Below are 17,311 nucleotides of genomic sequence, written 5' to 3' on the forward strand. Positions count from 1 at the left end.
GGTGTCCGCCGGGGGGCGTCCGCCGGGCGGCGGCGCGGGTGCCTCAGCGGGTGTCCGCCCGTCCTCCGGGGGAACGGTCCGGCACACCCGCCCCGCGGTGGCGGAGGTTGACGGCCGCCGCCCTGGCCAGTGCCCCGGGGTTCAGGAAGCGCAGCGGCCCGATCAGGCGGGATGCGAACAGGTGCATGTGCCGCGCCATCGCCTCGTCACGCGCCGCCGCCGCGAACATCAGCCGCTCCCCCGGATTGAACGGGCGGGCCCTGGCGTAGTCGACGGCCAGGGACTGGTGGCCGCGCAGCCGGCGCCGGTGGGTGCGGGCGTACCGCGCGAGCGCCCGGTCGAGGTCACCCCGGCCGGCCGCCGCGGGGGCGACCGCGGCAGCCAGCCAGGCGGCGGACTGCAGGGCCCACCCGCACCCCACTCCCCACAGCGGATCGCTGGTCAGGGCGGCGTCGCCGACGAGCGCAACGCCGGGTGCGGTCGGCTCGCGCGTGACGAGCGGGTAGTCGACCGTGCCGATGATCTTGCTGACGCGCTCGGCGGAGTCGACGGGCGGGGCCTCGGGCAGGGCCCGTACGAAGGAGAGGAAGCTGCCCTCCAGGTCTTCACGGAAGGCCGGCAGCCGCTTCTTGCCGGGGAGCACCGCGAGGACCGTCACCCCGTCGTCGTTGGGGAACGCGTACGCCATGTCGGGCTCCAGGAACCAGGCCTGGCCGATCCCGCCGTGCAGCGGCAGGTCGCGGAAGTGCGCGAGGTAGCCGAACCGCCCGTTCTCGTACTGCCGGGTGGGCACCTCGGCGAACTTCGCCACGGCCGAGTCCTTGCCGTCGGCGCCGACGACGAGCCGGGCCCGGATCTCCCGCTCGCCCCCGGGCGCCTTGACCCGCGCCCCCACGGTCCGCCCGGCCTCCCGGACCAGCCCGGCCGGCTGGTGGCCGAGCAGCAGGTCGACGCCCGGGGTCCGCGCGGCACGGGAGCGGATCAGCGGGTCGAGGGTGCTGCGCCGGACGTTGTACGCGTACGGCAGCGCCGGGCCGGCGGGCGCGGCCCTCGGCTCGATCCACCCCCAGCGGGTGTACCAGCGCGCCTCGTTGCGGACGGCCCCGGCCTCTTCGAGCGCGGGCAGGAGGCCGAGTTCGTCCAGCACCGGGTGGGCGTTGGCCGTGATGGAGTGGGTGCACAGCACCTTGTACGCCGCGGGGTCCGAGCGGCGTTCCAGCAGTGCGACGCGGACACCGCGCCGGGCGAGCAGGATCGCCGCGGCGCTGCCGGCGAGGCCGGCTCCGCTGATGACGACGTCGTAGTCGTCTCCCGCGCTCTCAGGCTTGGTCATGCGCTGAACGCCCCTTCGGGGTGTGGTGCGGTCGTGGGAGTGGCGCGGCGCCAATGCTGTCAGGAGCATGGCCAACTCGGCAGGGGTGCCGCCGCCGGTCGCCGGTCATGTGATTGGCTGGGCCGCATGGGTTCCGGGCGAGAGCGGGCAGGCCGTCCCGAGGACGGCGGGGCGGGGGCCGACGGGGCGCGGGTCCCGATGCCCATGCCGCCCTTGGATCCCGAACTGCGGTCCGTGCTCGGGGACACGGGCGCGCGCGTGCGGGAGCCGGTCACGCCGGGGAACCTCGCCGCGTGGCAGGCCCGGGACGCCGGCTCCCGACCCCGGCCTGCGCTCGAAGCGCTGCGCGACGGCGGGCGGTTCGAGGTGACGGAGCTGTCCGTGCCGGGGCCCGGGGGCGCTCCGGAGGTCACGCTGGTGAGCGCGCGGCCGGCAGGGGCGGGCGGGACGCTGCCGCTGCTGTACTACCTGCACGGCGGCGGGATGATCTCGGGCAACGCCCGGTCCGTGCTGCCGCGGATCCTGCGCGAGTGGGCGCTCCCGCTGCGGCTGGCCGTCGTCTCCGTCGAGTACCGGCTGGCGCCCCGGGCGCGCTACCCCGAGCCGCTGGAGGACTGCTACGCCGGGCTCGTGTGGGCCGTCGCGCACGCGGACGAGCTGGGCGTGGACCCGGACAGCGTCGTCATCGGCGGCAAGAGCGCGGGCGGCGGGCTCGCCGCGGCCCTGGCCCTGCTGGCGCGCGACCGGGGCGGCCCGAGGGCGCTGGGGCAGCTGCTGCTGAGCCCGATGCTGGACGACCGCGGCGCCACCTTCTCCGGCCGGCAGATGAGCGGGGCCGGGGCATGGGACCCGGTCTCCAACACGACCGCCTGGCAGGCGCTGCTGGGCGAGCGGCACGGCGCCGAGGACCTGCCGCCGTACGCGGCTCCCGCGCGCGCCACGGACCTCTCGGGGCTCCCGGCGGCCTATGTCGAGGTCGGTTCGGCGGAGATCTTCCGCGACGAGGGCGTGGCGTACGCGAACGCGCTCTGGCAGGCGGGCGGAGAGGCGGAACTGCACGTGTGGCCCGGCGCCTGCCACGGCTTCGACGGCCTGGCCCCGCACGCCGCCCTCACCCTCGACGCCCGCGAGGCCCGCACCCGCTGGCTGCGCCGCCTGCTCGCACGGCCCGCCGCCCCCGGCCGCCCACCGCCCGGCAGCGGGCGCGGCGGGCATACCCGCTAGGCGCGGACCATGCGGGCGACGGCACGGGAGGCTTCCTCGACCTTCTCGCGCGCCTTGTCGCCGCCCTCGGCGACGGCGTCGGCGACGCAGGAGTGCAGGTGGTCCTCCAGCATGGTGAGGGCGAAGGACTGCAGCGCCTTGGTGGCGGCGCCGACCTGGGTGAGCACGTCGATGCAGTACGTCCCCTCCTCCACCATGCGCTGGAGGCCGCGCACCTGGCCCTCGATGCGGCGCAGCCGCTTGAGGACGTCGTCCTTGTGCGCGCTGTAGGCGGGGGCGGTGGCGGTGCCACCGGGGTGTGCGGGATGTGCGGTGTAAGCGGGCACGGCGATCGATCCCTTCCCGTTCGTTCGTCCCTCTCGTCGCGGACCTTGCCAGACCCCCGGGGGGTATGGGGTGTGCCTCTCAGTGGGAGTGGCCGCCCGGCTCCTCCGGCGCCGCCGGGGGCGCGGCCGGGGCTGCCGCCGGGGCCGTGCCGCCGCCCGCGTTGACGGTGAAGGCCGCCGTGCGCACCTTGCCCTGGTGCTGGAAGTCCAGGAAGAGCCGGTACGTGCCCGTGCTGGGGGCGGTGGCGGTGAAGGAGACGTCCGGGCCGGGGCCGCCCTCGTTGGGGTGGACGTGCAGGTAGGCGAGGTCGCCGTCGCGCAGGGCGACCAGGTGGCCGTAAGCGCCCAGGTAGGGCTCGAGGTCGGTGACGGGCTTGCCGTCCTTGCTGACGGTGAGCCTGAGTTCGCCCGGCTTGCCGGGGTCGAGGGTTCCGCCCAGGGCCACCCGGTAGCCGTCCACGTCCGCCGTGTTCACGGCCGGCGGCATCGGCTCGGGCGCGTGCGCCCCGGGGACGAGGAGGTCCGCGCCGAGGGTGACGTTCTTCGCGCCGGGCGCGGCGGGCGCGAAGTCGGCGAACGCCTTGTACGCGCCGGCCGCGGGCAGGTCCACCGGTACCGACCAGGTCCCGTCCGCGGCGCGCACGGGGTGCAGGTGGCGGTAGACCGTGAGGTCGCGCGAGGCCACGATGAAGTGCAGCTCCTTGCCGTGCTCGGTCTTGTACGAGGTGACCTTGCGGCCCTCCGCGTCCTTGACCGAGAACCGCAGCTCGCCCTGGCCCGCCGCGACCCGCGGGGTGTCCAGGCTGAGCGTGTACCCGCCCTCGGAGACCTGGAGCCCGCCGGCCGCGGGAGCCGCTGCCGCCGCCCCGTCGTGGGCCCCGTGCGCGGCGGATCCTTCCCCACCCGCGGGGGTCCGCGCCGCGTGACCGCCGTGTCCGGGCTTGGCCGGCGCGCCCACGGGGCCCACGCCCGCGCCGACGCCGTAGGCGGTGCCGAAGGTCGCCGCCAGCGCGGCGGCGAAAACGGTGATCTTCACTCCGGTGTTCATGGCTGATCTCCCCTACGACGTACGTACCACTGCCGCATCCAGCGGTTTCATAGACTTCACGATACCCCCCAGGGGTATCAAGTCAAGCCGGGACAACACTTGCGATGCATACCTCCGGGGGGTATATCTGGAGTCAGGCGGGTACCCCCGGCGGGTACCGGCACGACTGAGGTCCGATCAAGGAGAAACACATGTCTTCCTGCTGCACCCCCGAAGGCAGCTGCGGTACGAACGCCGGCGGTACCACCGCCGTGGCCGTGGCCGAAGCCACCGCCACCGTCTACCGCGTGTCCGGCATGTCCTGCGGACACTGCCGGACCGCCATCACCGCGTCCGTCGGCGCGCTCGACGGGGTCCTCTCCGTCGACGTGGACGTCGACGGAGGCCTGGTGACCGTGACCACCACCGGCGAGCCCGACGACGCCGCGATCACCGCGGCGGTGGACGACGCCGGCTACGAGCTGACCGGCCGCGCCTGACACCCGGCCCGTCCCACACGCCCGGCCGCCGGGGCCCGTCCGTCCACGGGCCCCGGCTCCCACCCCGCGCTCGAACGAGGAGCAGCACTCATGACCACCATCACTCCCGGCGCCGCCCAGGTCGAGCTCGCCATCGGCGGCATGACCTGCGCCTCGTGCGCGGCACGCATCGAGAAGAAGCTCAACCGCATGGACGGCGTCGAGGCCACCGTCAACTACGCCACCGAGAAGGCCAAGGTCACCTTCGACGCCGACATCTCCGTCGCGGACCTGATCGCCACCGTCGAGGCCACCGGCTACACCGCACAGGAGCCCGCGCCGCCGAGCACGGGCGGCGCGCCTGGCGCCGGACCGGAGCCGGAGGAGCACGACGGGCTGGCTCCGCTGCGCCAGCGGCTCGTCACCGCCGTCTCCCTCGCCGTGCCGGTGATCGCGATGGCCATGGTCCCGGCCCTCCAGATCGACTACTGGCAGTGGCTCTCGCTGACCCTGACCGCGCCCGTCGTCACGTACGCGGCCTGGCCCTTCCACCGCGCCGCCTGGACGAACGCCAAGCACGGCGCGGCCACCATGGACACCCTGATCTCGGTCGGCACGATCGCCGCGTTCCTGTGGTCGCTGTGGGCGCTGTTCTTCGGCACCGCGGGCACCCCCGGCATGACCCACGCCTTCGAGTTCACCATCGCCCGCACCGACGGCGCGGGGAACATCTACCTGGAGGCGGCCGCCGGCGTCACCGCCTTCATCCTGGCCGGCCGGTACTTCGAGGCCAAGTCCAAGCGCAAGGCCGGCGCGGCCCTCAAGGCGCTGCTCGAACTGGGCGCCAAGGAGGTCACCGTGCTGCGCGGCGGCCGCGAGGTCACCGTGCCGACCGCCGAACTCCAGCCCGGGGACCGCTTCCTGGTCCGCCCCGGCGAGAAGATCGCCACCGACGGCACCGTCGTCGAGGGCTCCTCCGCCGTCGACGCCTCCATGCTCACCGGCGAGTCCGTGCCCGTCGAGGTCTCCGTCGGCGACTCCGTCACCGGCGCCACCCTCAACGCGGGCGGCCGCCTCGTCATCGAGGCCACCCGGGTCGGTTCCGACACCCAGCTCGCCCGGATGGCCCGGCTGGTGGAGGACGCCCAGAACGGCAAGGCCGCCGCCCAGCGGCTCGCCGACAAGATCTCCGCGGTGTTCGTCCCCGTCGTCATCGGACTGGCCCTGGCCACCCTCGGGTTCTGGCTCGGCACCGGATCGGGCCTCGCGTCCGCCTTCACCGCGGCGGTCGCCGTCCTCATCATCGCCTGCCCCTGCGCCCTGGGCCTGGCCACTCCCACCGCCCTCATGGTCGGCACCGGCCGCGGCGCCCAGCTCGGCATCCTGATCAAGGGCCCGGAGGTCCTGGAGAGCACCCGCAAGGTCGACACCATCGTCCTGGACAAGACCGGCACCGTCACCACCGGCCGGATGACCCTGCTCCACGTGCACACCGCCGAGGGCACCGACGAGGCCGAGGTGCTGCGCCTCGCCGGAGCGCTGGAGCACGCCTCCGAGCACCCCATCGCGCAGGCGGTCGCCGCCGGCGCCACCGCGAGGGTCGGCGCCCTCCCCGCCCCCGAGGACTTCGCCAACATCCCCGGCCTCGGCGTGCAGGGCGTCGTCGACGGCCACGCCGTGCTCGTCGGCCGCGGCAAGCTGCTCGCCGAGTGGGCGATGGAGCTGCCCCCGCACCTGGAGCGCGCCAAGTCCGAGGCGGAGGCCGCCGGCCGTACCGCGATCGCGGTGGCCTGGGACGGTGAGGCCCGCGCGGTCCTGGAGGTCGCGGACGCGGTCAAGGACACCAGCGCCGAGGCCATCCGCCGGCTGCGCGCCCTCGGCCTCACCCCGATCCTGCTGACCGGCGACAACAAGGCCGTCGCCGAGTCCGTCGCCGCCGAGGTCGGCATCGACGAGGTCATCGCCGAGGTCATGCCGCAGGACAAGGTCGACGTCGTCAAGCGGCTGCAGTCCGAGGGCCGCAGCGTCGCGATGGTCGGCGACGGCGTCAACGACGCGGCCGCCCTCGCCCAGGCCGACCTGGGCCTGGCCATGGGCACCGGCACCGACGCGGCCATCGAGGCCGGCGACCTGACCCTCGTACGCGGCGACCTGCGGGCCGCGGCGGACGCCATCCGGCTCGCCCGCAAGACGCTCGGCACCATCCGCTCGAACCTGTTCTGGGCCTTCGCCTACAACGTGGCCGCCCTGCCGCTCGCCGCGGCCGGACTGCTGAACCCGATGATCGCCGGAGCGGCCATGGCCTTCTCCTCGGTCTTCGTCGTCGGCAACAGCCTGCGCCTGCGCGGCTTCCGGGCCTCCGCCGGCTGAGCGGCCCCCGCGCCCGCCGCCCTCCACCCGTACGGTCCGGGTGGAGGGCGGCGGGCGTTGCGGCGCGCGTCGCGGCGTCCGTGTACCGGGCCGGGGTATGCCCCGGCCGGGGTGACGGGCCGTACGATGAGCCGCTCGCGAGGGGGAGGGCCGAGAGGGATGCGCGTACGCCGGCTGGGAGAGCTGGAGGCCGAGATCATGGACCGGGTGTGGCAGTGGGAACGCCCCGCCTCGGTCCGCGAGATCGTCGACGACATAAACCGGCGGCGCAAGGTCGCCTACACCACGGTGATGACCGTGGCGGACATCCTGTACCGCAAGGGCTGGCTGACCCGCGAGAAATCGGGCCGCGCCTGGATGTACCAGGCGGTCCGCAGCCGCGAGGAGTACACCGCGGCGCTGATGCAGGACGCGCTCGGCGACAGCCAGGACCGCAGGGCAGCGCTGCTGCGGTTCGTGGAGCGCATGTCCCACGAGGACGTGGAGGCCCTGGACGAGGCCCTGCGCGCCGCCCGCCCCGACCGTCCGGCCGAGGGGCGCGGCCGGTGAACCACCACGTCCTGCCGCCCCTCGGACTCGCCCTGATCACCGGCCTGGTGATCCCGTGGCTGCTGGTGCGCGCCCGCTGGGCGCAGCAGGTGCCCCGGATGGGGCTGGCCGCCTGGATCGTGTGCGGTGCCGTCTTCGCCCTGGCCACGGCCATGCTGCCGGCGCAGTTACTGCTCCCGGCGGAGTCCAGCCACCGGCTCATCGACGCGGTCATGACCCTGGCCCCGCCCTCCGGCGCCCGGCTGGCGGCGGCCTCCGGGCGGGAGGCCCTCGCCGCGGCGGCGGCGCTGGCGGTGCTGACGGTCCCGGTCACCGGTTTCGTGCGGGAACTCGCGCGGGCGCGCCGGGCCCGCGGCCGGCACGCCGAACTTCTGCGCCTCGTCGGCCGGTACGACGCCGGGCTGGGGGTGACCGTACTGGAGGACGCGCGCCCGGCGGTGTACTGCCTGCCGGGGCGCTCGCGGCGGGTGGTGGTGTCCTCGGGGGCCCTGGAGGTCCTGACGGAAGAGGAGCTGGCCGCCGCGCTGGCCCATGAACGGGCCCACATCGGCGGCCGCCACCACCTGCTGGTCGCGGCGGCGGGCGCGTACTGCGCGGTCTTCCGCCGGCTGCCGCTGGCCCGGATCGGCGGGCGGGCCGTGCCGCTGCTGCTCGAGATGGCGGCCGACGACCGGGCGCTTCGCGGGTGTTCCAGTGACGCGCTGGCCACGGCGCTGTACGCGCTGGCCTCGGGGCGGGCGCCCCGCAGGGCGTTCGCGGCGGGCGGGCCCTCGGCGGCGGTGCGGATGCGGCGCATCCTGGGGCCGCGCCGGGCGGGCCGCCCGGTACTGCGCGGGGTGCTGGCGGTGGCCGCGGCGGTGTCGACCGTCGTTCCGCTGATGGTCGCGTGCTGTTGGACCTCCTGATAGCGGATCGTCTCCTTCCCCTCGCTCCCGCTGCCGCCTTCTCGCCCCACTCCGCCAACCCGGCTATTTACTAAGCCAATTCGTAGATTTACCGCCGCGCCCGGCCACTCGAATTGCCCGCTATTCTGAGCCCGTGCGGGCGCAGGACCGGTACGGCGAGAGGTGCGGGAAGAATGCTGCTGGCTGAGGTGCGGACGGCAGCGCCCGGTGACGCGACGGCGATTTCCCGGCTCCTCGCCGAAGCGATTCGCGACGGCTACGGCGAGGTCCTCGGGGAAATCCGGGTGGGCCGCCTGGTGTCGGATCATTGCGCTCTCCCCCGCATAAGAGCGGAAATTGAAATTCCAGGCGGAGCTCCCGCCTGGCTCGGCTGGCTGGTCGCGTCCGACACCGACGGAACCGTCGTGGGGGCGGTCTCGGGCGGCGTGCCGGTCGCCGCCGAGGGGGAGATCTACGCCCTGTGCGTGACCCCGGACCGGCAGCGGCAGGGCGTCGGGACGGCGCTGCTGGAGGCCGCCACCGGCCGGATGCGGGCGCACGGGGCCACGTACCAGCGGATCACCCTGCCCGTCGAACGGGCCCCGGCCCTGCCCTTCTTCGCCCACCACGGCTTCGCCGCGCTCACACCGGTCAGGCTCGGCCGCGCGCTCTGACGGCCGCCCGCCCTCCGGCGGGGTGTGGCAGATCCACGCCATCGCGTGTTCACGCAGCCCCCCGCTCTGGCCCCGGCCCTCCTCCGCGGGACAGGATTCCTTCAGCGGCGCGGTCCCGGCGGCACGGGAGCCCCGCCCCGGACGGCTGGACCGAGCGACCCCCTGGAGGAGCGATGCACACCCCGAGCGGCATTTCCCTGTCCGTCCCGCCGGTCGCACCCTCCCCGTTCGCACCGCTCCCGCCGTCCGCGCGCACGGCGGCCGGTGCTCCGGCGGCGCACGGCGCGCCCGCCGTGCTGCGGTCCGCCGGATACCTGCCCGGCCTGGAGTCGGCCGCGCCCGCCGACGAGGACGCGCTCTGGCTGCACGACGCGCTGCTGGGCCCGCACAGCGCGGACATCGTCCGCTACCTGAGCCTCGCGCGGAGCTGCGGCGGCGGCCCGGTCCTCGACCTGGGCTGCGGTGCGGGGCGGCTCGCGGTGCCCTTCGCCCGCCAGGGTTTCCGGGTGGAGGCCGTGGACCGGGACGCCGCCAGTCTGGAGCGGCTGCGGGCCTGGGGCCGGCGGATCGGGCCGCAGGTGTCGGGATCGCTGGTCACCACCCGGGCGGATCTGGCGGAGCTGCGGCTGCGGGGCACGTACCGGCTGGCCCTGATGGCGGGGACGATGATCTCGGCCGTGCCGCCCCACGCCCGTCCGGGGCTGCTGCGCGAGATCGCCGCGCACCTGGAGCCGGGCGGTGCGCTCGCCCTGGACTACACGGCCCACGGGCTGCGCGGGCTGTCGCAGGACCCCCGGCGCACCTGGGCGTTCCAGGTCCCCCGGTTCGACGAGGTCGAGGAGTGGACGGTCGCCCGCCAGGTGTTCGACCTGGACGCGATGAGCGAGCACATCTCCTACCACTGCGTCCGCACGGGCCGGCTGAGCACCGAGCGGCTGGTCCTGACCACCCGGAAGTGGATCATCGATCCGGAGCGCCTGGCCGCCGAACTGCACGGGGCGGGCCTGCGCGTGGAGCGCCGGAGCGCCCACCGCCTCGACGAGCGGACGGAGAGCGTCCTGCTGGTCTGCCGCGCCGACGGCTGACGCGGCGCGGGCGGGCGGCGGCGGTCCGGGCCGTCAGCGCCCGGCGGCTCCCGCCCCCCCGTTCCGCGAGGTCGGGCAAGAGGTACGATGCCCCCAAAGGTTTGAGTGGACCAGATCGCGGAGACGGGCGGGATGATGGCTGTCGTGGAGGGGCCGACGAGCCGCGAGGCGGTGATCCAGCGCCTCCGCGACGTGGGGCTGCGCGTCACCGGGCCGCGGCTCGAGGTGCTGCAAGTGCTGTCGACGGGCGGCCACATGGACGTCGAGTCCATCACGGCCGCCGCCCGTGAGCGGCTCGGGACCCTGACCAGCCAGGCCGTCTACGAGATGCTGCGGCACTTCCTGGAGACCGGACTGGCGTCGAAGTTCGACCGTCCGGGCCTGCCCGCCGTCTTCGAGATCTCCGGCCCGCCCCACCAGCACGCGCTGTGCGTGCGCTGCGGCCGGGTGGAGAACGTCGAGGCCGAGGTGCCCGAGCCGGCCGGCGAGGCGATCGGCGCGTGGCGGATGGCCGGCGCCGAGGTCACCTTCAAGGGGCTGTGCCCCGACTGCCTGGACGCTCCGCAGGACTGACCTCCCGCACCCCCGCCCGCCCGCGCCCGCGGGGAAGCGGGCGCCCGCCGGCCCGGCGCCACCCCGCCGGAGCCCTGGCCCGGCCGCCCTGAAGCACCGTCACGCACCCCGTAGATGCCGTGTGACGCCCGTCACATCCCCTTCTGGGGAACGGGAGCCCCGCCATAGGTATGTGCCAAAGTGTGACTGTCGATTCGTAAGATGAGGGGGTCGCTTCGCGATGGCAACGGGCGACGGCAGGGACGGCATCCAGTCCGCCGACAGGGTGCTGGCCTTCTATCAGGAGCTGCGCCTGCGCGGGGTGTCCGACCCGAACGAGGTCTTCCAGGAGCTCGGGCTGGCGCCCGAGGAGTACGAGAAGTGGCGCGCCGAGCTGACCTCCCTCGGCCTCATCGTGCCGACCGGTACCACCCACGCCACCCGGGCCGACCTCCAGTCCGGCGCCTGGGAGCCGGGTCCGGACGCGGTCACCGTGGTCGACCCCGAGATCGCCCTGCTGCGCATGCTTCAGCGCGAACGCGAGCGGCTGCGCGAGCACCTGGACGAGTCCGACCGGGCGTACAGCGCGCTCGAGACCCTGGTCGGGAGGTTCCTGCGGCCCGGTTCGCTGAACGGTTCCGACGTGGAGGTCGAGATCCTCGACGACTACGGCCGGATCCAGCAGGTGCTGGAGGACATCACGGACGTCATCCGGCACGACCTGACGTCCATGCACGTGACGGCCCTGGTCCGGGAGGTGGCCGACCGGGTGCTGAGCCGTGACCGCCGCCAGATCGACAACGGGGTGCGGATCCGCGCCATCTACCACCAGCGCATCACCACCTCGCCGGAGGCGGTGGAGATGCTCCGCCGCCGGGTCGAGGCCGGGGTGGAGATCCGCCTGTCCCCCGCGGTCCCGATGAACATGATCATCGCGGACCAGCAGTTCGCCGTGCTGCCCGTGCACCCCGACGACCGGGCGGCCGGCGCGATCCTGGCCCGCGGCCCCGCCCTCGTCCGATCCTATCTCGCGCTGTACGAGCACTGCTGGCACGCGGCCACCCCGTACGGCGACGACGTCGCGCCGGAACTGGGCGGCGACGGACTTTCCGAGCAGCAGCGGGCCGCGCTGAAAATGCTCGCCTCGGGCATGAAGGACGAGAAGGTCGCCCGCAATCTCGGGGTATCCCTGCGGACGGTGAGCCGCATGCTGTCCGAGCTGATGCAGGAAATGGGGGCGTCGAGCCGTTTCGAGGCCGGCGTACGTGCCCAGCGACTCGGCTGGCTGGACTGATTTCATAAGCCACCGATCCGGTTCCACCGTTTCTTGACGGCTTTTCCGATCCACCGGGACAGTGCGCGGAAATACTGCCGAAATACTCCGCTCCCGCACAATGCGCCGCCGGGTACGTGAAAAAGCCCCATGACCGCCGAAGGCGGTCATGGGGCTTCACCGGCGCTGACGGGGCGGGCCGTTCAGTCCCATCCGTTGTCGTCGGAGTGGAACGACGGACGGCCGCCGGCACCGGCCGCAGTACAGGACGGGCGGGCGGGGGCGGCGTTACGGGCGTTCCCGCGGATTCCGGTGGCGTGCGCAGCGGACATGTTTTCCTCCAGGGAGTGGGAATAGCGATTCCGTCTCCGCGGATCCGTGCCGCCGGTATTCCGTCGAAGACATCTCCATTCTCGTATGAATTCCACGGCCGGGCCACGGGCCTGTAGCGCGTTTAGGGCGGATCTGGAGTTCATACAGATGTGACACCTGCACATCTTTGGTCAGCTCAAAAGAGCTGTTAGGGTGGCCGTCCGGCCTTCTCGACCCTCCAGGGGAGAGGCGTCGGCGAGGCAGGAGCGTGCCGCCGCTCCTGCCTCACTCATCTCCGGGCCCCACCGCTCCTCGCGCAGGACGTCCCGGTAGACCTCCAGGGTCCGCGCGGCCGCCGCCCCCCAGCTCATGCTCCGGGCGTGACGCACCGCCGCGCGCCCCATCCCGGCCGCCTCCTCGGGGTTGTCCGCGAACCAGCGCAGCCCCCGGGCGTACTCCACGGGATCGTTGCCGCGTACGAGCAGCCCCGTCACCCGGTCCCGCACGGCGGTCGGCAGTCCCCCGACGGCCGAGGCCAGCACGGGGGTCCCGCACGCCTGCGCCTCCAGCGCGACCAGGCCGAAGGACTCGCTGCGCGAGGGCACCATCAGGACGTCCGCCGCCCGGTACCACTGGGCCAACTCCGCCTGCGGCACCGGCGGGAAGTGGCGCAGTACGTCCGACACCCCCAGCACGCGCGCCAGTTCCCAGGCCTCGCCGCGCGGCCCGGCCCCCGAGTTCCCGCCCACCACCGGGACGACGGTCCGCCGGCGCAGCCCGGGGGCCTCCCGCAGCAGTTCGGCGATCGCGCGGACCATCACGTCCGGGCCCTTGAGGGGCTGGATGCGGCCCGCGTACAGGGGGATGAAGGCGTCTGCCGGGAGCCCGAGGCGGGCCCGCGCCGCGGCCCGCCCCCGGCCGGGCCCGAAGGTGCGCAGGTCGACGCCCGGCCGGACGATCTCCGTGCGCCGCTCCTCGGCCCCGTACAGCTCCCGCAACGCCCTCGCCTCGTCAGCGGTGTTGGCGATGAGGCGGTCGGCGGAGCCGACGACCTGGTGCTCGCCGCGGATCCGCAGCTCCGGTTCGGGGGTGTCGCCGTCGGCGAGGGCCTCGTTCTTCACCCGGGCCAGCGTGTGCGCGGTGTGCACCAGCGGGATCCGCCAGCCGGCGGCGGCGATCCGGCCGGCCTGGCCGGAGAGCCAGTAGTGCGAGTGGACCAGGTCGTAGCGCCGCCGCTCCTTGAGCAGTGCCAGCGAAAACGGCACGACCAGGGCGGGCATGTCCTCCTTGGCGAGGGCCACGCGCGGGCCGGCCTCCAGGTGGCGCACCCGCACGCCGGGGCCGAGCGCGTCCGGGGAGGGACGGGCCTCGCCCCGGCAGCGGGTGAACAGGTCGACCTCGATGCCCTGTTCGGCGAGCGCGCGGGAGAGCTGGACCATGTAGACGTTCATGCCGCCCGCGTCCCCGGTGCCGGGCTGGTGCAGCGGCGAGGTGTGGACGCTGAGCATGGCGACGCGCAGGGACACGTGGAGCTCCTACGGGGAGGGCCGCGTCCGCCCCGCGCCGCGGGGCGACCGGCGCGCGGTCACGCGGCGGAGAAGGGATTCTGTCGTCTTGCTGTCGTGCGGGTGGTGCTGCTGGTGCGCGTCGTGCGGGTGGCACGTGGGGTGCGGGCCGTACGGGTGTTCCGCGCGCGGCCTAGAAGCCGAACACCGGGCCCGAGGGCGGGGCCAGCCGGGTCCCCGGCGCGGGCGGGACGAGGGCCGCGGCCGAGACGGGGCCGCCGGGTGCCGCCTTGAGGGCGGCGGCCAGCCGGTCCGCGCCCTCCGGCATCACCGGCCGCGCCCAGGCGCCGAGCGCGCGGGCCACCGCCAACTGCGCGGCCAGCACCGGCAGGTGGCGGCCACCGGAGGCGGGGCGGTGCGTCTCGTGCGCGTTGACGTGGCCGAAGTCGGCCACCGAGCGCACCATCTCGTCGAGCAGGGCGACCGCCCTGCGCGGGTCGAACGCCTCGGGCGAGTAGGCCTCGCGCAGGTCCTCCACCCCCCGCAGCAGCCGCCGCTCCAGTACCTCCCAGCCGGTGCCGCCGGGCAGCGCCGCCGGCGCCAGCCCGGCGCACTCCTCGCGGACGGCGGCGAAGAGCCGGGCGAGCCAGTTGTTCCAGCTCTCGTCCAGCTCCCGGCGGGCCGCGGCGAGCCGGTCGGCGTGGAAGGCCGTGCGGCGGCCCAGCGGGCGGGCCTGGAGGACGTGCCGGCGCAGGGTGTCCGAGCCGTACTCGGTGATCAGGTCCAGTGCCCAGGCCTTCTGGCCGGAGCCCCAGACGAGGGCCTCGTCCTCGATGACGTACGCCTCGTTGACGCAGAAGTGCTGCGGCAGCTTCATCCCCTGGGCGAACAGCAGGACCGGCAGCAGCACCGCGTGGCAGAAGGCGTGGCCGAATCCGCAGAAGTGGACGGCCCGTTCGGGCAGCGGCCGCTCTCCGTGGCCGAAGAGGTGCATGGCCGCCGCCTCGAAGCAGCCGTCGATCCGGTGCTCGGGGAAGCCGTCGACGGGGACGGGCAGCCCCCACTCCGCGGGGTGGGACACGGCGATGTCCGGCAGCCCGTCCTCGACGAGCGACTCGCACAGCGCGGCCAGCCTCGGCGGCATGCCGGTGCCGGCCCAGTACTCGGCGAGGGCCTCCCGGTGCGGCTCCAGCGGGATGTACAGGCGTCGGCAGCGCCGGGGCAGGGCGGGCGAGGCGCACTGGGCGCAGCGCGGCTCCAGCAGGTCGCCGCCGTCGTTGGGGCGGGCGCACTCGTGGCACATCCCGCCGTCGCTGACCGCCGCGCAGTGCGGGCAGGTGCCGGTGACGTGCGCGCCGTGGAGCCAGCGTCCACAGGGCTCGCAGTACGGGGCCAGGCGGGTGCGGGCCGCGATGACCCCGTCCGCGTACAGCTGCCGGAAGAGGGCCGTCAGCCAGCTTCCGTAGCCCTTGTCCTGGCGGGGGCGCACGATGTGGTCGAACTCGACGCCCGAGCGCAGCCAGTCCGACGTGATCGCGGCGCGGTATCCCTCGGCGACCTCCTCCGGCTTGCGTCCCGCGCGGAGCGCGCGGACGTGGACGGAGCTGGCGTGGTCGGCGGTGCCCGTGGTGAACCGGACGGGTTCGCCCTCGGCCCTCAGGTAGCGGGCGAGCACGTCGGCGGCGACGTACGGTCCCGCGAGGTGGCCGACGTGCAGTTCGCCGTGGGTGGCCGGCGGGGTCGCGGTGATCCAGACGGGGGTGCTCATGGGACCTCCTTGACGCTGTGGTGCGAAGGACGCAGCGAGGCTCGGAACGGAAGAAAGCGGGGTGCCCAGCCAAGACTGACAGAGAAACGAACCGCACGGTCTGGTATTGGCTTGCGCGTTCGCGCCGTTGCGTGGACACGCCAGCGGGGCCGTCTCCGGCCCGGCGGACCGCCCTCCGGGCGGCGCCGCTCACCAGGGCGTCCGTACCCCGTACCACCCCGGTCCACGGTCCGTACGGGCGAGCCGACGCCCGTGCGTGGCGTAGAGGCGACATGTCGCGAGTACGCCAAAGGAGCCGCCTTGCGGCCCACGCCCGTGCCCAACAGGCTGACCACATGGAACACTTCGCGACCGATCGCCCAGACCGCAGCGCCCCCGAATCCCTGCTGGTCGTGGCCGCGCACCCGGACGACATCGAGTTCTGCGTCAGCGGCACGGTCATGCGGTGGATCGCGCAGGGCACCTCACGGGTGACGTACTGCATCGTCACCGATGGCGGCGCGGGCGGATACGACGAGCAGCTCCCGCGCCAGGCCATGGGAGACCTGCGCCGCGCCGAACAGGTGCACTCGGCCAAGCGCAGCGGCGTGGACGACGTCCGCTTCCTCGGCTACCCCGACAGCTACGTCGAGGCGAGCGTGGAGCTGCGCCGCGACCTGTGCCGGGTGATCCGGCAGGTCCGCCCGCAGCGCGCGGTGATACCGAGCCCGGAGATCAACTGGGGCCGGGTGGCCGATCTGCACCCCGACCACCGGGCGGTGGGCGAGGCCGCCCTGCGGGCCGTCTACCCCGAGGCCCGCAATCCGTTCGCCCACCCCTCGCTCCTGAAGGAGGAGGGCCTGGAGCCGTGGATCGTGCCGGAGCTGTGGCTGATGACGGGGCCGACGCCCAATCAGTACGTCGACGTCACCCCCGTCTTCGACCGCAAGGTGGAGGCCCTGCGCATCCACACCTCGCAGACCGCGCACTTCGACGATCTGGCGGGGCTGCTGCGGGAGTGGCTGGGTGAGCACGCCCGGGCGGCGGGACTTCCCGCGGGCCGGATGGCGGAGGCCTTCCAGGTCGTCACCATCGAGTGACGGCGCGGGCACAGGACTCCGGCCGGGTCCCGTTCGCCGTGTGGGGCGGACGGGACCCGGCCGGTGTGCTGTCCGGGGTCAGCGGTAGATGAGCAGTTCCGCCTCGGCCGCGCCGGCCAGTTCGTAGCGGGTCGCGACCAGCGGGCGGCCGGAGTAGAGACGGATCAGCGTCGGCGCGTCCCCGCGGAAGCGGGCGGCGGGGCGGCCGGGCACCTCGTTGCCCAGGACCAGGGGCCCTTCGTGACCGCCGAGGTGGGCGACCAGCCGGGGCGTCTCCCGCTTGCGGCTGGCGGTGCGCAGCAGGGGCAGTGCCAGCGGGAGGCTATCGCCGGCGTACGCGCCGGGCTCCCCGAACGCCGCGCGGACGTCGCCCGCGTGGATCCACTCCCCCAGGGCCACCGCGTCGAGGGTGCCGTCGCCCGCGGCGATGACCGGCCCGGCCTCGGTGAGGCCGCGTTCCAGCTCGTCCACGATCCGTGCCACGGGCCAGTCCCCGCGCTCGGCCACGTCCGCGGCGTTGGCGGCGGGCAGGAAGACCCCCTCCTCCAGGCGGCCCTCCACGATGCGGATCAGGGCGGCAGCGCAGTGCGCGAGGACGTCCCGGGCGGTCCAGCCCGGGCAGGCGGTGCGGAGCCCGTACGCGTCCTCGGGCGTACGGCGCAACAGGGGGACCAGCGCGTCCCGTTCGGTGCGCAGCAGCCGGTCGGGGAGCCAGGGGTCGCGGACCTCGGCGCCCGTGTCGGGGGTCTCCAGGGTGTCCACGGTGTCCATGGCCGTCAGTAGCGGTAGTGGTCGGGCTTGTACGGGCCCTCGACCTTGACGCCGATGTACGCGGCCTGCTCCGGGCGCAGGGTGGTGAGCTTGACGCCCA

Annotated in this window: 17 protein-coding genes; 10 read left to right on the top strand and 7 right to left on the bottom strand. The window is 74.3% G+C overall.

The window, feature by feature from the left end; all coding sequences use genetic code 11:
- Window positions 1–43: 43 nt before the first annotated feature.
- Entirely contained in the window at window positions 44–1,333 is a 1,290-nt protein-coding gene (locus ACZ51S_RS08300) for an NAD(P)/FAD-dependent oxidoreductase (RefSeq protein ID WP_468802345.1), read from the bottom strand.
- 204 nt (window positions 1,334–1,537) lie between these two features.
- On the opposite strand from ACZ51S_RS08300, the gene ACZ51S_RS08305 reads away from it, so the two are divergent.
- On the top strand, window positions 1,538–2,557 hold the full coding sequence (locus ACZ51S_RS08305) for an alpha/beta hydrolase (RefSeq protein ID WP_468960215.1): 1,020 nt from the start codon (window positions 1,538–1,540) through the stop codon (window positions 2,555–2,557).
- On the opposite strand, the gene ACZ51S_RS08310 is transcribed toward ACZ51S_RS08305, so the two are convergent.
- Both ACZ51S_RS08310 and ACZ51S_RS08315 read right to left on the bottom strand, forming a co-directional pair.
- On the bottom strand, window positions 2,554–2,883 hold the full coding sequence (locus tag ACZ51S_RS08310) for a metal-sensitive transcriptional regulator (RefSeq protein ID WP_467887331.1): 330 nt from the start codon (window positions 2,881–2,883) through the stop codon (window positions 2,554–2,556). The two genes, ACZ51S_RS08305 and ACZ51S_RS08310, sit on opposite strands and share 4 nt — an antisense overlap.
- Window positions 2,884–2,962: 79 nt before the next feature.
- Window positions 2,963–3,931 carry a hypothetical protein gene (locus tag ACZ51S_RS08315; protein ID WP_468802344.1) on the bottom strand — a complete coding sequence of 323 codons (969 nt, stop codon included), beginning with the start codon at window positions 3,929–3,931 and terminating at the stop codon, window positions 2,963–2,965.
- A 191-nt stretch (window positions 3,932–4,122) separates the two neighbouring features.
- Between ACZ51S_RS08315 and ACZ51S_RS08320 the strand changes: the two genes are divergently transcribed.
- The 8 genes from ACZ51S_RS08320 to ACZ51S_RS08355 all read left to right on the top strand — a co-directional run bounded on the left by ACZ51S_RS08320 (window position 4,123) and on the right by ACZ51S_RS08355 (window position 11,797).
- Window positions 4,123–4,410 carry a heavy-metal-associated domain-containing protein gene (locus tag ACZ51S_RS08320; protein ID WP_468478853.1) on the top strand — a complete coding sequence of 96 codons (288 nt, stop codon included), beginning with the start codon at window positions 4,123–4,125 and terminating at the stop codon, window positions 4,408–4,410.
- A 90-nt stretch (window positions 4,411–4,500) separates the two neighbouring features.
- On the top strand, window positions 4,501–6,759 hold the full coding sequence (locus ACZ51S_RS08325; protein ID WP_468478854.1) for a heavy metal translocating P-type ATPase: 2,259 nt from the start codon (window positions 4,501–4,503) through the stop codon (window positions 6,757–6,759).
- Window positions 6,760–6,918: 159 nt separating this feature from the next.
- Complete coding sequence (locus ACZ51S_RS08330) at window positions 6,919–7,308, top strand: BlaI/MecI/CopY family transcriptional regulator (RefSeq protein WP_468478855.1); 390 nt, start codon at window positions 6,919–6,921, stop codon at window positions 7,306–7,308.
- Window positions 7,305–8,213, top strand: a complete 909-nt coding sequence (locus ACZ51S_RS08335) for a M56 family metallopeptidase (RefSeq protein WP_468478856.1) — start codon at window positions 7,305–7,307, stop codon at window positions 8,211–8,213. Before ACZ51S_RS08330 ends, ACZ51S_RS08335 begins: the two co-directional genes overlap by 4 nt.
- Before the next feature lie 173 nt (window positions 8,214–8,386).
- The gene (locus ACZ51S_RS08340) at window positions 8,387–8,866 is read left to right on the top strand and encodes a GNAT family N-acetyltransferase (protein ID WP_468478857.1); all 480 of its coding nucleotides are present in this window, start codon (window positions 8,387–8,389) and stop codon (window positions 8,864–8,866) included.
- Window positions 8,867–9,039: 173 nt separating this feature from the next.
- A complete protein-coding gene (locus tag ACZ51S_RS08345; protein ID WP_468478858.1) occupies window positions 9,040–9,951 on the top strand; it encodes a class I SAM-dependent methyltransferase in 912 nt (303 codons plus the stop codon).
- Window positions 9,952–10,056: 105 nt separating this feature from the next.
- A complete protein-coding gene (locus tag ACZ51S_RS08350) occupies window positions 10,057–10,524 on the top strand; it encodes a Fur family transcriptional regulator (RefSeq protein ID WP_468478859.1) in 468 nt (155 codons plus the stop codon).
- A gap of 220 nt (window positions 10,525–10,744) precedes the next feature.
- Entirely contained in the window at window positions 10,745–11,797 is a 1,053-nt protein-coding gene (locus ACZ51S_RS08355) for a helix-turn-helix transcriptional regulator (RefSeq protein ID WP_388945182.1), read from the top strand.
- A 482-nt stretch (window positions 11,798–12,279) separates the two neighbouring features.
- Here the strand turns inward: ACZ51S_RS08355 and mshA are convergent, their stop codons facing one another.
- Both mshA and ACZ51S_RS08365 read right to left on the bottom strand, forming a co-directional pair.
- A complete protein-coding gene (gene mshA / locus ACZ51S_RS08360) occupies window positions 12,280–13,596 on the bottom strand; it encodes a D-inositol-3-phosphate glycosyltransferase (RefSeq protein ID WP_468480182.1) in 1,317 nt (438 codons plus the stop codon).
- A gap of 190 nt (window positions 13,597–13,786) precedes the next feature.
- Window positions 13,787–15,361, bottom strand: coding sequence for a class I tRNA ligase family protein (locus ACZ51S_RS08365; protein WP_468480179.1), 1,575 nt, complete (start codon window positions 15,359–15,361; stop codon window positions 13,787–13,789).
- A 335-nt stretch (window positions 15,362–15,696) separates the two neighbouring features.
- Between ACZ51S_RS08365 and ACZ51S_RS08370 the strand changes: the two genes are divergently transcribed.
- The gene (locus ACZ51S_RS08370; protein ID WP_388945192.1) at window positions 15,697–16,440 is read left to right on the top strand and encodes a PIG-L deacetylase family protein; all 744 of its coding nucleotides are present in this window, start codon (window positions 15,697–15,699) and stop codon (window positions 16,438–16,440) included.
- 78 nt (window positions 16,441–16,518) lie between these two features.
- Here ACZ51S_RS08370 and ACZ51S_RS08375 read toward each other — a convergent pair whose 3' ends face one another.
- Both ACZ51S_RS08375 and ACZ51S_RS08380 read right to left on the bottom strand, forming a co-directional pair.
- On the bottom strand, window positions 16,519–17,211 hold the full coding sequence (locus ACZ51S_RS08375) for a maleylpyruvate isomerase family mycothiol-dependent enzyme (protein ID WP_468802343.1): 693 nt from the start codon (window positions 17,209–17,211) through the stop codon (window positions 16,519–16,521).
- 5 nt (window positions 17,212–17,216) lie between these two features.
- A partial coding sequence (locus ACZ51S_RS08380) for an adenosylhomocysteinase (RefSeq protein WP_351857368.1) occupies window positions 17,217–17,311 on the bottom strand: 95 nt, incomplete at its 5' end.

This window comes from Streptomyces sp. NPDC034043 (genome assembly GCF_055575675.1).